Source organism: uncultured Oscillibacter sp. (genome assembly GCF_900544955.1).
GTDB lineage: Bacteria > Bacillota > Clostridia > Oscillospirales > Oscillospiraceae > Oscillibacter.
Genome location: NZ_UQXD01000015.1, coordinates 1 through 13691, shown reverse-complemented (window position 1 = coordinate 13691; position 13691 = coordinate 1). Strand labels below are relative to the sequence as shown.

Genomic DNA, 13691 nt, shown 5'->3' with positions numbered 1-13691 from the left:
GGAATGCTAGGGGCAGTTCCGCCGGGGAGCGGTCCCCGGCGGCTGGAAGAACGGGAGGCGACGGGAGTGCAGAAAGTGGATTTTTTGGAGTGGCTGGCCCTGCGGTCCGGCTGCGACTACCTCAGCGATTTGCGGGTGCCCCACAACCCGGAGCGGGTGGCGGCGTCGCTGCTGGACGTGACGGCGGAGCAGTGCTCCCTTGCGGAGTGGAACGAGGCGGTACAGTACCTCACCGGGGCGCCCGGCGCGTTTCAAAGCGCCGGGGAGGCCCGGGACCATCTGCTGCAATTCTTGGAGGGGATGGAATAGGGGCGGTCCGGGCGGGCTTGGGCGGTCCGGTTTTCCGGCTAAGCCGGTTCGGCCTGTCCTCCAGGTGCCGCAGGCACTTGGGGGGAGCGCGGTCGGCTGCCCGCGCCGCCTGCGCACTGGCGGGATTGCCGCGTGTACGCCGCGGCGGAAGGGGGGGCCTCCCCGCTCCGGCGGCAACCGTCTGCAGAACCGTCTTGGCAGGCGAAAGCGGCCCGGCTGGAGAGCCGGGCCGCCATTTTTCCTCACCGGGCGCGGAGCTGCCAGAAGGCCACGGCGCTGGCCGCCGCCACGTTCAGGGAGTCCACGCCGTGGGCCATGGGGATGCGAACGGTGTAGTCGCACGCGGCGATGGTATGGGGCGCCAGCCCGTCCCCCTCCGTCCCCAGCACGATGGCCAGACGCTCCTCCGCCAGCAGCGCCGGGTCTTCGATGGAGACCGCCGTGTTGCTCAGGGCCATGGCGGCGGTTTTGAAGCCCATCTGCGCCAGGCGCCGGAGCCCCGGCTGGGGCCACTGGCCGGCGTCGTCCCCGATGCGGGTCCAGGGAACCTGGAACACGGTGCCCATGCTCACCCGCACCGCCCGGCGGTACAACGGGTCGCCGCAGGAGGGGGTGACCAGCACGGCGTCCATGCCCAGGGCCGCCGCCGAGCGGAAAATGGCGCCGATGTTGGTGGAGTCCACAATGCCCTCCAGCACCGCCACCCGCCGTGCCCCGGCGCACAGCGCCTCCACCGGCGGCAGCGCCGGCCGCTCCATGGCGCACAGCACGCCCCGGGTCAGCGGATAGCCCGTCAGGCCCGCCAGGAGGGCGCCGTCGGCGGTGTAGACCGGGAGATCGCCGCACCGGGCGATCAGCTCCCGGGCCTGGCCCTGGAGGTGCCTGCGCTCCGTCAGCAGGGAGAGGGGGCGGTATCCGGCGTCCAGGGCCCGGTGGATCACCTTGGGGCTCTCCGCGATGAAGACGCCCCGTTCCGCCTCCACCCTGCGGCGGAGCTGTGCCTCCGTCAATCGGGCGAAAACGTCCAGCTCCGGCGCCGCAAAATCGGTTATTTCCACGATGTTGGCCATAAAAGCCTCCTCCACTGCCAAAGAATAGGCCCATTGTACCCCATTCGCCCCAAACCGGCAAGCCCCCGCCGGACAAAACGGGGCCGGGCCCTGAGGGCCCGGCCCGTCTTTTCACAAGGAGCACTTGCCCCGCGCCAGATAGGTGCCCCGGGGCGCCTGGTCCAAAACCGCGCCGTCCCGGACGGCCACCGCCCCCCGGAGCCACACCTCCCGAATGCCCCCGGCGGTGACGAAGCCCTCGTAGGGGTTGTAGTCCACGTTGGCCGCGCAGTCCTCCGCCCGGATCACGTGGCTGCGGCCCGGGTCGTACACCACGATGTCCGCGTCGCTGCCGGGGCGGAGGACCCCCTTCCGGGGGAACAGCCCGTACAGCCGGGCGGGGTTTTCGCTGAGGGCCTTGCACATCCGGGCGGCGCCGATCCGCCGCTTGGCCACGCCGTAGGAGTAGAGCAGCTCCCCCCGGGTCTCCACCCCGGGCAGCCCGCCGGGGATTTTGGTGAAGTCCTCCGCGCCCAGGTCCTTCTGGGCCAGGGTGAAGGAGCAGTGGTCGGTGGAGACCGTCTGAATCTCCCCCCGGCGGAGGGCCTTCCACAGAACGTCCTGCTCCTCCTTGGCCCGCAGGGGCGGGGCGCAGACGTACCGGGCCGCGGCGGAGTAGTCCGCGGCAAAGTACACGCTCTCGTCCAGCAGCAGGTACTGGGGGCAGGTCTCCACATACACGGTCTGGCCCCGCCGCCGGGCGTGCTCCACCTCCTGGAGGGCCTCCCGGTTGGTCAGGTGGACGATGACCACCGGGCACTCCGCCGCTTGGGCGATGCGCAGCAGGCGGCTCACCGCCTCCGCCTCCAGGTAGGGGGGGCGGGTCCGGGGATGGCTGGCGGGGCCGGTCTCCCCGGCAGCCTTCCGCTCGGCGATCATGCCGTCGATGACCCCGGCGTTCTCACAGTGGACGCCGCAGATGCCCCCCAGGGCCTTCAGCTCCTTCAGCGCCCAGTACATATCCCGGTCCCCCACCATCATGGCGGGGTAGGTCATGTACATCTTGAAGGAGGAGACGCCCGCGGCGAACATGTCCCGCAGCTCCCCCCGGATGGACTCGTTCCAGTCGTCGATGGTCATGTGGAAGCCGTAGTCGCAGAAGGTGCGGCCGTCGGCCTTCTGGTGCCACAGCTCCAGGCCGTGGCGGAGGCTCTCCCCCTTGTTGGGGCAGGCGAAGTCGATGACGGTGGTGGTGCCGCCCCGGAGGGCCGCCCGGCTGCCGGTGAAAAAGTCGTCGGCAGTGGTGGTGCCCGCCACGTCCAGATCGAAGTGGGTGTGGGCGTCGATGAAGCCGGGGAAGAGCAGGCAGCCGGTGACGTCCGTCACGGCGTCGGCCCGGAGCTTCAGATTCCGTCCCACGGCGGCGATCTTCTCGCCGTCCACCAGGATGTCGGCCCGCTTCATCCCGTTGCCGGTGATGACGGTGCCGCCCTGCAGCAGTGTTCTCATGCACGTCCCTCCGTTCTTGTGTTGGGTTTGATCCCAGTATACCACCGCCGCCGCCGGATTTCCAGGGGCGGCGGGGGAATTCCCTCAAAGTTTATGGGCGAAAGCCAAAAAAATTTGGTTTGCGACGGAAATTTCTTTGTCTATTTTTGCTGGATATGCTATAATCAATTCATGTAGGCAAAGGACTTGCCTGGAAAACGAAGGAGGTATGATCATGAAGAGCAAAAAACTGCTGTCCCTGCTGCTGACACTGGCCATGCTGTTCTCCCTGACCGTCACCGCAAGCGCGGAGGAGACGGGCGGAGAGATGAGCGGCAGCATCGTCATCCTGCACACCAATGACGTCCACGGGGCCATCGGCGGCTACGCCACCGCCGCGGCGCTGAAACAGGCCTACGAGGACGCGGGCGCCTACGTGCTGCTGCTGGATGCCGGCGACTTCAGCCAGGGCGATCCCACCGTCAGCGTTTCTCAGGGTGTCACCGCCGTGGAGCTGATGAATCTGGCGGGGTATGACGCCGCCGCTCCCGGCAACCACGAGTTCGACTACGGCTACGACAACCTGAAGGCGCTGGAAGAGCAGGCGGACTTCCCCATCCTGGCCGCCAACGTGCTGGAGATGGACGACCCCATCGCCGTGAACGGAGCCACCATCACCACCGGGGGCAACGCGTTTGGTACGCGGACCGTGTTCACCGCCCCCGACGGCACCAAGATCGGCGTCTTCGGCCTGACCACGCCGGAGACCGCCACCAAGGCCCACCCCGCCAAAATCCAGGGCCTGGCCTTTGAGAGCGGCCGCGACCTCTTCGCCACCGCCAGAACACAGGTCCGCGCCCTGGAGAACGCCGGGTGCGCGTACATCATCTGCCTGGGCCACCTGGGCATCGACGAGGAGTCCACCGGCAACCGCTCCACCGACCTTCTGGAGGCGGTGGAGGGCATCGACGTCTTCATCGACGGCCACTCCCACTCCACGGTGGAGGAGACGGCGGCGGTGAGCGGCGCCACGCTGTCCAAGCTCCCCGCCCAGGGCATCGCCTCCAAGGAGACCACCCTGGTCACCCCGGCGAAGGGCGAGGCGCTGCTGACCTCCACCGGCACCAAGTTTGCCACCATCGGCGCCATCGTCCTCAATGACGAGGGCATCACCGAGCGCTCCTTCCCTTTGGATGCCATCTCCCTCACCCCCGACGCCGCCGTGGCCGCCCGGGCCGCCGCCATCCAGAAGGAGATTGACGACGACTACGGCACTGTGTTCGCCACCACCGCCGTGGCGCTGAACGGCGAGAAGGACCCCGGCAACCGCACTGAGGAGACCAACCTGGGCGACCTCATCACCGACGCCCTGGTCTGGGGCGCGGAGAAGAACGGCGAGCAGGTGGACGCGGCCGTTACCAACGGCGGCGGCATCCGGGCCTCCATCGCCGCGGGGCAGATCACCAAGAAGGACATCAACACCGTGCTGCCCTTCGGCAACACGCTGAGCATCGTCAAGGTCACCGGCGCGGAGCTGCTGGAGGCCCTGGAGGCCTCCACCTATGCCACGCCCACCGCCATCGGCGGCTTCCCCCAGGTCTCCGGCATCCAGTTCACCGTGGACACCACCAAGGCCTTTGACCAGGGGAACCTGTATCCCGGCTCCACCTACCACGCCCCCAAGAGCATCCAGCGGGTGAGCATCCAGAGCGTGGGCGGCAAGCCCTTTGACGCCAAGGCCACCTATGCCATCGCCACCAACGACTTCATGGCCGCCGGCGGCGACACCTACTACGCTTTCTCCGCCGCCTCCGTCAACTACGACCTGGGCCTGCCCATGGACGAAGTGGTGATGGACTATATCACCGAGGCGCTCAAGGGCACCGTCACCGCGGCGGCCTACGGCGAGCCCGACGGCCGCATCACCATCAGCAACGGCCTGCCCTTCACCGACGTGGCTGCCACCGCCGCCTATTTCGACGCGGTGAAGTACGTCTATGAAAACGGCATCTTCAACGGCACCAGCGCCACCACCTTCGCCCCCGACGCCACCATGACCCGGGGCCAGATGGTCACCGTGCTGTGGCGGATGAGCGGCTCTCCCGAGCCCAAGGCCGCCAGCCCCTTCACCGACGTGGCCGCCGCCTCCCCCTACGCCAAGGCCATCGCCTGGGCCAAGGAGAACGGCCTGAGCAACGGCACCTCCGAGACCACCTTCGCCCCCGGCACCGCCATCTCCCGCCAGCAGTTTTTGACCATCCTGTACAACTACGCCGGCTTTATGGAGTATGACACCACCCAGGGCGGCATGTCCGCCAAGGAGGCCTCCGACTACGAGCAGATCTCCGAATACGCCCGGCCCGCCATGCAGTGGGCGCTGAGCGCAGGCATCACCGCCGCCGTGGACGGCAAGCTGATGCCCACCGCCCCCGCCCCCCGCTCTCAGGTGGCGGAGTTCTTGGCGAACTTCTGCCAGAAGGTGGTCCCCGCCGAGACCGCCAAGGCAGCCTGATCCCATACCTTTCAGCGACCCGCCGCCTGCGTGCAGACGGCGGGTCGCTGCCGCTGTGGGGCCGGAAGCGCCTTGCGGCGGTTCGCCGCCGGGGCGGCCGAGGCGGGGGAAGGCGTTCTGCCGCGGCGTGTACGCGGCGGAGACCGCTTCCCGGCCCGCGGATGGGGGAGCAGCCCCGCAGAGCCCGTTTGCAATCTTGGACAAGCTGTCCCGCGTCTCGGCCTGCGGGTGCGGGAGCTGTCCCGTGAAGCCCGTTTGCGATTCTGGACGAGTTGTCCCGCTTTCCGGCCCGCGGGCAGGGGAGCAGCCCCGCAGAGCCCGTTTGTGATCTTGGACGAGTTATCCCACTTCCAAGTCCGCAGGTGCGGGAGCCATCCCCGCCCCTGGGCAGGCAAGGGCTGTCCCCGGCAGCCCGCCGCCTTCCCGGACCGGCGCCGCAGGCACCGTCCCGGCAACTACAAAGAGCGCCCGGAGCCACTGGCTCCGGGCGCTCTTTGCAGCGCTCTTATTTCAGATCGGCGTTTTTCTCCCAGGCGGCGATCACCGCGTCCATGACGGCGCCCCGGAACCCGGCCCGCTCCAGGGTTCGGACCCCCTGAATGGTGGTGCCGCCGGGGGAGCAGACAGCGTCCTTCAGCGCGCCGGGGTGGAGGCCGCTCTCCAGGGCCAGCCTGGCGGAGCCCAACAGCATCTGGGCGGCCATTTCCAGCGCGGCGGCCCGGGGCAGGCCGCAGGCCACGCCGCCGTCCGCCAGGGCCTCCAGGAAGAGGTCCGCAAAGGCGGGGCCGCAGCCGGCGACGGAGGAGCCGGCGTCGATGAGGTGCTCCGGCAGGGGGGAGAGGCGCCCGGCGTGGGACATGGCGTCCAGGAAGGTCTGGACCTCCGCCGGGGCGACGCCGGGGCCGGCTGCGTAGAGGATCATGCCCTCGCCCACGGAGACGGGGGTGTTGGGCATGATGCGCAGGACGGGATACGCCCCGCCCGCCAGCTCCTGGATGCGGGCAGTGGTGAGCCCCGCCGCCATGCTCACCAGGAGGAAGCGGTCCCGCCGCCGGGCCAGCACCGGGGCGATCTCCCCCAGCAGGTCCGCCATCATCTGGGGCTTCACGCCCAGGAAGAGATAGTCCGCCTGCTCCGCCACGGCGGCGTTGTCCATCGCCTGGCAGTCCAGCTCTGCCGCCAGGGCCGCGGCCTTGGCCGCCGTCCGGTTGGAGAGCAGCACCTGCTCCCCGGGCAGGACCTTGCGGGCCGCCCGGGCCAGGGCGCCGCCCATGTTGCCAGTGCCGAGAAAACCGAAAATTGCCATTTTCCGCACAACCTTTCCAAAAGCGGGGAGGGGGTCAGCGCACCTGCCCCTCGCCGTAAATCACGTATTTGCAGCTGGTCAGCTCCTCCAGGCCCATGGGGCCCCGGGCGTGCATCTTCTGGGTGGAGATGCCGATCTCCGCCCCCAGGCCGAACTCGCCGCCGTCGGTAAACCGGGTGGAGGCGTTGACGTACACCGCCGCCGCGTCCACCGCGTCCAAAAAGCGCTGGGCCTTGAAGTAGTTGGTGGTGACGATGGCCTCGGAGTGGCCGGTGGAGTGGGCGTTGATAAAGGCGACGGCCTCCTCCATGTCCTTCACCGTGCGCACCGCCAGGATGTAGTCGTCGTACTCCGCGTCCCAGTCGCTCTCCGCCGCCGGGAGAGCCCGGGGGCCCAGCAGCGCCAGGGCCTGTTCGTCCGCCCGCAGCTCCACGCCCTTTTCGTCCAGCAGCGGCAGCGCCTTGGGCCAGAACGCCGCCGCGGCGGCCTCGTGGACGAGGACGCACTCCGCCGCGTTGCACACCGAGGGCCGGGAGCACTTGGCGTTGTAGAGGATGGAGGCGGCCATGTCCAGGTCCGCCTCGTCGTCCACGTACACGTGGCACACGCCCTCGCCGGTGCGGATGACGGGGACGCTGGCCTCCTTGGCCACCGCCCGGATCAGCGCCGCTCCGCCCCGGGGGATCAGCACGTCCACATACTCCTCCAGGTGCATCAGCTCGTTGGCCGTCTCGTGGCTGGTGTCCTGGACCAGGGAGATGCAGTCCCGGGGCAGCCCGGCGGCGGCCAGGGCCTCCCGCATCAGCTCCGCCACGCAGCGGTTGGAGCGAATGGCCTCCTTCCCGCCCCGGAGGATGCACACGTTGCCGGACTTCAGGCACAGGGCCGCCGCGTCCACGGTGACGTTGGGCCGGGCCTCGAAGATGATGGCGATGACGCCCAGGGGCACCGTCCGCTTTCCGATAATCAGCCCGTTGGGGCGGGTCTCCATCTTCGTCACCCGGCCGATGGGGTCCGGCAGGGCCGCCACCTGGCGCACGCCCTCCACAATGTCCGCGATGCGCGCCGGCGTCAGGGTCAGCCGGTCCAGCATGGCGGGGCGCATCCCCGCCTCCTGGGCCGCCGCCACATCCTCCGCGTTGGCGGCCAGCCACTCCGCCTGCCGCGCCGTCAACATCTCCGCCACGGCGCTCAGCGCCGCGTTTTTCCGCGCCGTGCCGGCGGTGGCCAGCACATAGCCGGCGGCCTTGGCCGCCGCGCCCTGCTGCTGCAATGCTGTCATGTGCGTCTCCTCCTTATCTCGATCTCGCCGCCAGGAACCGGGTGCCCAGGTCCCGTCCCTCCACGATGCCGTACAAATCCTCCATCCGCTTGCCATTGGTAATCACCATGTCGCACCCGGCGGCCATGGCCACCCGGGCGGCGGAGAGCTTGGTGGCCATGCCGCCGGTGCCCCGCCAGGTGCCGGCGCCCCCCGCCATCTCCAGAATCTCCGGGGTCAGGGCCTCCACCCGGTGGAGGAGCTTCGCCGCCGGATGGGTCTTGGGGTCCGCGTCGTACAATCCGTCGATGTCGCTGACGAGGATCAGCAGGTCCGCCCGGCACAGCTCCGCCACAATGGCGGAGAGGGTGTCGTTGTCGCCCAGGACCTTGTGGCGGCCGGTCTCGATCTCGGCGGAGGACACGGAGTCGTTCTCGTTCACCACCGGAATCACCCGCATCTCCAGCAGGGCGGAGAAGGTGCTGCGCAGGTGCTCCGCCCGGTCGGGGTCCTCCACGTCCTCGCCCGTCAGCAGAATCTGGGCCACGGAGCGGTTATACTCGGAGAACAGCTTGTCGTAAATGTGCATCATCCGGCACTGGCCCACGGCGGCGGCGGCCTGCTTCATCCGCAGCTCCCGGGGCCGCTCCGGAAGGCCCAGCTTCGCCGTGCCCACGGCGATGGCGCCGGAGGTGACCAGAATGACCTCGTGGCCCATGCCGTGGAGGTCCGCCAGGGTCCGCACCAGGTGCTCCATGCTCCGCAGGTCCAGGCTGCCGGAGTCGTGGGTGAGGGTGGAGGTGCCCACCTTCACCACAATGCGCTGTTTTGTCTGATCCACCGCCGTGTCCTCCCGGTATCAAAATGATACATCAGTATACCATGGGCTGCAAAAAAAAGAAAGCCCGGCGGGCGTGTAGTTTTCATAAAAATGCGGACAATACCAGGGAAAGCGAGGGATACTATGACTGAAACCACAAAACCCACCCAGCCGGAGGAGGAGAAGAGCTCCGACGCCAAGGAGACCGTCCAGGGCATTCTGGACTTCGGCTCCGCCCTGACCCGCACGCCCAGCGGCACGGTGTACTGCCTGACCATCATCGGTCAGATTGAGGGCCACATGACCGCCTCCAACAACACCAAGACCACCAAGTATGAACACGTCCTGCCGCTCCTTGCCAAGCTGGAGGAGAGCGAGGAGGTGGACGGGGTGCTGTTCCTTCTGAATACCGTGGGCGGCGACGTGGAGGCCGGGCTGGCCATCGCGGAGCTGATCGCCGGCATGACCAAGCCCACGGTCTCCATCGTCCTGGGCGGCAGCCACTCCATCGGCGTGCCCCTGGCGGTGGCGGCCCGGCGGAGCTTTGCCGTGCCCTCCGCCGCCATGACCATCCACCCCGTCCGCATGAGCGGCACCGTCATCGCCGCCCCCCAGACCTACAGCTATTTCCAGCGCCTTCAGGACCGCATCGTGGCCTTTGTCGCCGGGCACAGCAACATCTCCGGGGAAAAATTCCAGGCCCTCATGCTGGAAAAGGACGACATGGCCGCGGACGTGGGCAGCGTGATCTACGGGGAGGAGGCGGTCCGTCTGGGCCTGATCGACCAGGTGGGCGGCCTGTCCGACGGCCTGTCCTGCCTCTACCGGCAGATCCGGGAGCGGCGGGCGGAAAAAAGCGCCGGCGCCGGCGATTGACATTTTTCCCGAATTTGCTATGATAGTATTCTCGACTCGTCTCGGCCAGGAAGCTGAAATCTGGATAAATGAGGATACGGTCATATGCTTACACTCGATCAATTCAAGGAAGCCCGCGGCGTGCTGCGGGGAGTCATCTCCAAGACGGAGCTGGTGCACAGCCAGTATTTTTCCGAGCTGTGCGGCAACCAGGTCTATCTGAAGCCGGAGAACTTACAGGTCACCGGGGCCTATAAAATCCGGGGCGCCTACTACAAGACCACCAAGCTCACGGAGGAGCAGAAGGCCAGCGGCCTGATCACAGCCTCCGCCGGAAACCACGCCCAGGGCGTGGCCTACGCCGCCCAGGTGGCCGGGGTGAAGGCCGCCGTTGTCATGCCCACCACCACGCCGCTGATGAAGGTGAACCGCACCAAGCAGTACGGCGCGGAGGTCATCCTCCACGGCAGCGTGTTCGACGACGCCGCCGCGCATGCCATGCGCCTGGCGGAGGAGCGGGGCATGACCTACATCCCGCCCTTCAACGACCTGGACGTGGCCTGCGGTCAGGGCACCATCGCCTATGAGATTTTCCAGTCCCTGCCGGATGTGGACGTGATTTTGGTCCCCATCGGCGGCGGCGGCCTGGCGGCGGGGGTGTCCACCCTGGCAAAGCTGCTGAACCCCCATGTGAAGGTCATCGGCGTGGAGCCCGCCGGCGCCGCCTCCATGAAGGCCTCCATCGAGGCGGGGGAGGTGGTGACGCTGCCCTCCGCCGTCACCATCGCCGACGGCGTGGCGGTGCGCACCCCCGGGGATCTGGTGTTCCCCTATGTGCGGGACAACATCGACGAGTTTTTGACCATTGAGGACGACGAGCTGGTGGAGGCCTTCCTGGACATCATGGAAAACCACAAGATGGTGGTGGAGAACGCGGGGCTGCTGTCCGTGGCGGCGCTGCGCCACCTGGACTGTAAGGGCAAGAACGTGGTCTCCATCCTCTCCGGCGGCAATATGGACGTCATCACCATGGCAAGCCTGGTGCAGTACGGCCTCATCAACCGGGGGCGGGTGTTCACCTTTTCCGTCATGCTGCCGGACCGGCCCGGCGAGCTTTTGCGGGTGGCCGAGGTGGTGGCGGGCCAGAGCGGCAACATCATCAAGCTGGACCACAACCAGTTCGTCAGCATCAACCGCCAGAGCAAGGTGGAGCTGCGGGTGACGCTGGAGGCCTTTGGCCACGACCACAAGACCGCCATTTTGCAGGCCCTCCGGGACCAGGGCTACGACGCCTGCCTGGTGGACTCCAAGGGCATTTACAATTGAAGCGGAAGGGGAGACCGGAGGGAACGGTCTCCCCTTTTTATTTATCCCAGGGCCTCCCGCAGCAGCGCCTGCTGCCCGCCGTCGAACTCCCCCAGCACCCGGTCGAAGGTCTCCGCGTCCGCCGCCCGCTGGGCCTGCAGCATCCCGGCCACGGCCTCCGCGTAGGGGTCGTAGGCGCTGAGATAGAAGTTCATCATGTCCCGGTCCCGGTCGGCCTGGTCCGGTCCCACGGCGGCCTCCGCCAGGGCCTTCTTCAGGGGCGTCCACCAGTCGGAGCCGTAGTTCCGCCGGCCCATCACGCCCCAGGTGTCGTAGGTGAAGCTCCCCGCGCAGTCCAGAAGCTCCCGGCCGTCCACCGCCCGGTCGAAGAACAGGTCAGACAGCAGCTCGTGCATCCGGCGGTTGGTCTCCATGTAGCCGCCGTCCGGCCCGTCCGTCAGCTCCAGGCTCTCCTCCGCCGGGGGGGCGTTGTAATACCCCGGGGTCAGGATGTAGGCCCGGGCCGCCCCCAGGGGGGTGAGAAGCTCCGGATGCTGCCCGGCGTCGCACTCCGCCTGGAGCGCCGCGTAGTGGTCCGCCATGGGCTGGTCAATGGCGGGGATGGTCAAAGAGACGGTGCCGTACTCGTCGTACACCCGCTCCACGCACCAGATTCCCCCCTCGCCCTGCCTGGCGGGCTGGGACAGCACCAGGGTCTCGTACTCCCGCTTGGAGCCGTCAAAGGTGAAGTAGCGGAAGTATTTCACGTAGGCGTGGTCGCCCTCCCAGGTGAAGGGCTGGTTCCAAAATTCCTGCAAGCTGTACGGCGTCAGGCCGTTGCGCTGGATGATGTCCGCGCTGACCTGGGGCCCCAGGGCGCTCAGCCGCTCCCAGGTCTTCCAGTCCTCGGTCTGGGTGTCGACGGTGCCGCCGCTGCGGTAAAACCGCACGTCGGTGGGGAAGGTCCGGGCGTAGTACCAGCTCTCGTCCCGGGCAAAGACCTCGCAGCCGCTGCCGTCCCCCTGGCACAGCTGCTCAAAGGCGGTCTGGTCCAGGGCGGAGATGCCGAAGAGCACGCCGTCGCCCTCGCCGCTGAAGCCGTCCGCCCGGGCGGCCTCCACGGAGGCCTTTTCCTGGACCAGCAGGAGCTGGACCCAATGGGGGTTGGCACCGCCGTCGGGGAAGTCCGTGGTCACCAGGAGCAGCTCTTGGTACTCCTCCGGCAGGACGATTTCCATGTCCCGGGGATCGGCGGCCTTTTCCGCGGGCGGGAGCGTCTCTGCGGGCGGGGCGTCCGGCTCCGGGGCGGGCGGGGGATCTGCCGCCCGGCCGCATCCGGCGGTCAGCAGCAGGCATAAAAGCAGGGGGAATCCCCTTCGGAAAACATGCTTCATCAGAACTCCTTTCCAGTGCGGTGGATGCCTTTTTTTCATCATAGCCCAAAGCGGGGCGCCGTCCATCTCAAAACGGTAACAATCGGGCAAGTGAGGGAACCACCTGGGCGGAAATTTCGGATTTTTCTTGAAATAGACGGGATTGTCTGCTATATTATTCTAGTTATCGTATGTTGATTTGCAGAGGTGGAAACGTGTACTTAAAAGCATTGGAGATTCAGGGCTTCAAGTCCTTTCCGGATAAGACGGTTCTGAACTTCGGAGAGGATATCACCGCCATCGTGGGCCCCAACGGCTCCGGCAAGTCCAATATTTCCGACGCCATCCGCTGGGTCATGGGCGAGCAGAGCGCCAAGGGCCTCCGGGGCGCCAAGATGGAGGACGTCATCTTCGGCGGCACCGCCAAGCGGGCCCAGGTGGGCTTTGCCCAGGTGACGCTGGTCATCGACAACACGGAGCACATCTTTCCCACCATGGAGGAGTCGGAGGTGGCCGTCACCCGGCGCTATTACCGCAGCGGGGAGAGCGAGTACTACATCAACCGCCAGTCCGTCCGCCTCAAGGACGTGACGGAGCTGTTCATGGACACCGGCATGGGCAAGGAGGGCTACTCCATCATCGGCCAGGGCAAAATCGACGAGATCCTCTCCGCCAAGAGCGGGGAGCGCCGGGAGATTTTCGAGGAGGCCGCCGGCATCTCCAAGTTTCGCCACCGCAAGGAGGAGGCGGAGCGGAAGCTGGAGCGGACGGAAGAGAACCTGGTGCGCATCAACGACAAGATTTCGGAGCTGGAGCTGCAGGTGGACCCGCTGCGGGACCAGGCGGAGAAGGCCCGGAAGTACCTGGTCCTCCGGGACGAGCTGCGGCTTTTGGAGATCTCCGTCTGGCTGGAGAACCTGGACGGGCTGAAGGCCGGGGCCCAGAAGCTGCGGGCGGACTTTGCCGCCGCCGAGGCCGCCCGGGACGAGGCCCGCACCGCGCTGGACGCCCTCTACGCCGAGGGGGAGCGGTTCGGCCAGCGGATGCAGGAGAAGGACATGGAGGCGGAGCGCATCCGCGCCGAGGCCGCGGCCCTGGAGGGCCGGGTGAAGGAGCAGGAGTCCGCCGTGGCCGTGCTGGAGAGCACCATCGCCCACAATGAGGAGAACATCGCCCGGGCCCGGACGGAGCTGGAGGAGACGGACAGCCGCTCCGGCGGGCTGCACCGCCAGGCGGAGGAGCAGGAGCGCCGCATCGCGGAGATCGACCGGGAGGCCGGGGAGTTGCGCGCGGCGCTGGACGAACTGCTTTCCAGGGCCCGGGAGGCGGCGGAGCAGGCCGGCGGCGCCCAGTCCCAGGCGGAGGCCCTCCGGGGCCAGGAGGCCATTGCCGTGGCCGCCGCCGCGGACCTGC

At 67.7% G+C, this 13691-nt stretch carries 11 protein-coding genes; 5 read left to right on the top strand and 6 right to left on the bottom strand.

Features of this window, described 5'->3' with window-relative positions:
• Positions 1 to 66 precede the first annotated feature (66 nt).
• Complete coding sequence (locus QZS21_RS05295; RefSeq protein WP_295581046.1) at positions 67 to 309, top strand: hypothetical protein; 243 nt, start codon at positions 67 to 69, stop codon at positions 307 to 309.
• Between the two features lie 242 nt (positions 310 to 551).
• Here the strand turns inward: QZS21_RS05295 and QZS21_RS05290 are convergent, their stop codons facing one another.
• Together QZS21_RS05290 and hydA are read right to left on the bottom strand one after the other, a co-directional pair.
• Positions 552 to 1379 carry an RNA methyltransferase gene (locus QZS21_RS05290; protein WP_295581044.1) on the bottom strand — a complete coding sequence of 276 codons (828 nt, stop codon included), beginning with the start codon at positions 1377 to 1379 and terminating at the stop codon, positions 552 to 554.
• Positions 1380 to 1490: 111 nt separating this feature from the next.
• Entirely contained in the window at positions 1491 to 2867 is a 1377-nt protein-coding gene (gene hydA, locus QZS21_RS05285) for a dihydropyrimidinase (protein WP_295581042.1), read from the bottom strand.
• A 214-nt stretch (positions 2868 to 3081) separates the two neighbouring features.
• On the opposite strand from hydA, the gene QZS21_RS05280 reads away from it, so the two are divergent.
• A complete protein-coding gene (locus tag QZS21_RS05280) occupies positions 3082 to 5358 on the top strand; it encodes a 5'-nucleotidase C-terminal domain-containing protein (RefSeq protein ID WP_295581040.1) in 2277 nt (758 codons plus the stop codon).
• Between the two features lie 505 nt (positions 5359 to 5863).
• Here QZS21_RS05280 and proC read toward each other — a convergent pair.
• Genes proC through proB form a run of 3 tightly spaced genes read right to left on the bottom strand, consistent with a single transcriptional unit; the run spans position 5864 to position 8766 of the window.
• Positions 5864 to 6664, bottom strand: a complete 801-nt coding sequence (gene proC / locus QZS21_RS05275; protein WP_295581038.1) for a pyrroline-5-carboxylate reductase — start codon at positions 6662 to 6664, stop codon at positions 5864 to 5866.
• Positions 6665 to 6698: 34 nt separating this feature from the next.
• On the bottom strand, positions 6699 to 7946 hold the full coding sequence (locus QZS21_RS05270) for a glutamate-5-semialdehyde dehydrogenase (protein ID WP_295581036.1): 1248 nt from the start codon (positions 7944 to 7946) through the stop codon (positions 6699 to 6701).
• 13 nt (positions 7947 to 7959) lie between these two features.
• Complete coding sequence (gene proB / locus QZS21_RS05265; protein WP_295581034.1) at positions 7960 to 8766, bottom strand: glutamate 5-kinase; 807 nt, start codon at positions 8764 to 8766, stop codon at positions 7960 to 7962.
• Between the two features lie 123 nt (positions 8767 to 8889).
• On the opposite strand from proB, the gene QZS21_RS05260 reads away from it, so the two are divergent.
• Together QZS21_RS05260 and ilvA are read left to right on the top strand one after the other, a co-directional pair.
• The gene (locus QZS21_RS05260; protein WP_295581032.1) at positions 8890 to 9621 is read left to right on the top strand and encodes a ClpP family protease; all 732 of its coding nucleotides are present in this window, start codon (positions 8890 to 8892) and stop codon (positions 9619 to 9621) included.
• Positions 9622 to 9705: 84 nt separating this feature from the next.
• Positions 9706 to 10926 carry a threonine ammonia-lyase gene (gene ilvA / locus QZS21_RS05255; RefSeq protein ID WP_295581030.1) on the top strand — a complete coding sequence of 407 codons (1221 nt, stop codon included), beginning with the start codon at positions 9706 to 9708 and terminating at the stop codon, positions 10924 to 10926.
• Positions 10927 to 10967: 41 nt separating this feature from the next.
• Here the strand turns inward: ilvA and QZS21_RS05250 are convergent, their stop codons facing one another.
• A complete protein-coding gene (locus QZS21_RS05250) occupies positions 10968 to 12143 on the bottom strand; it encodes a hypothetical protein (RefSeq protein WP_295581028.1) in 1176 nt (391 codons plus the stop codon).
• A gap of 326 nt (positions 12144 to 12469) precedes the next feature.
• On the opposite strand from QZS21_RS05250, the gene QZS21_RS05245 reads away from it, so the two are divergent.
• A partial coding sequence (locus QZS21_RS05245) for a chromosome segregation SMC family protein (RefSeq protein WP_295581026.1) occupies positions 12470 to 13691 on the top strand: 1222 nt, incomplete at its 3' end.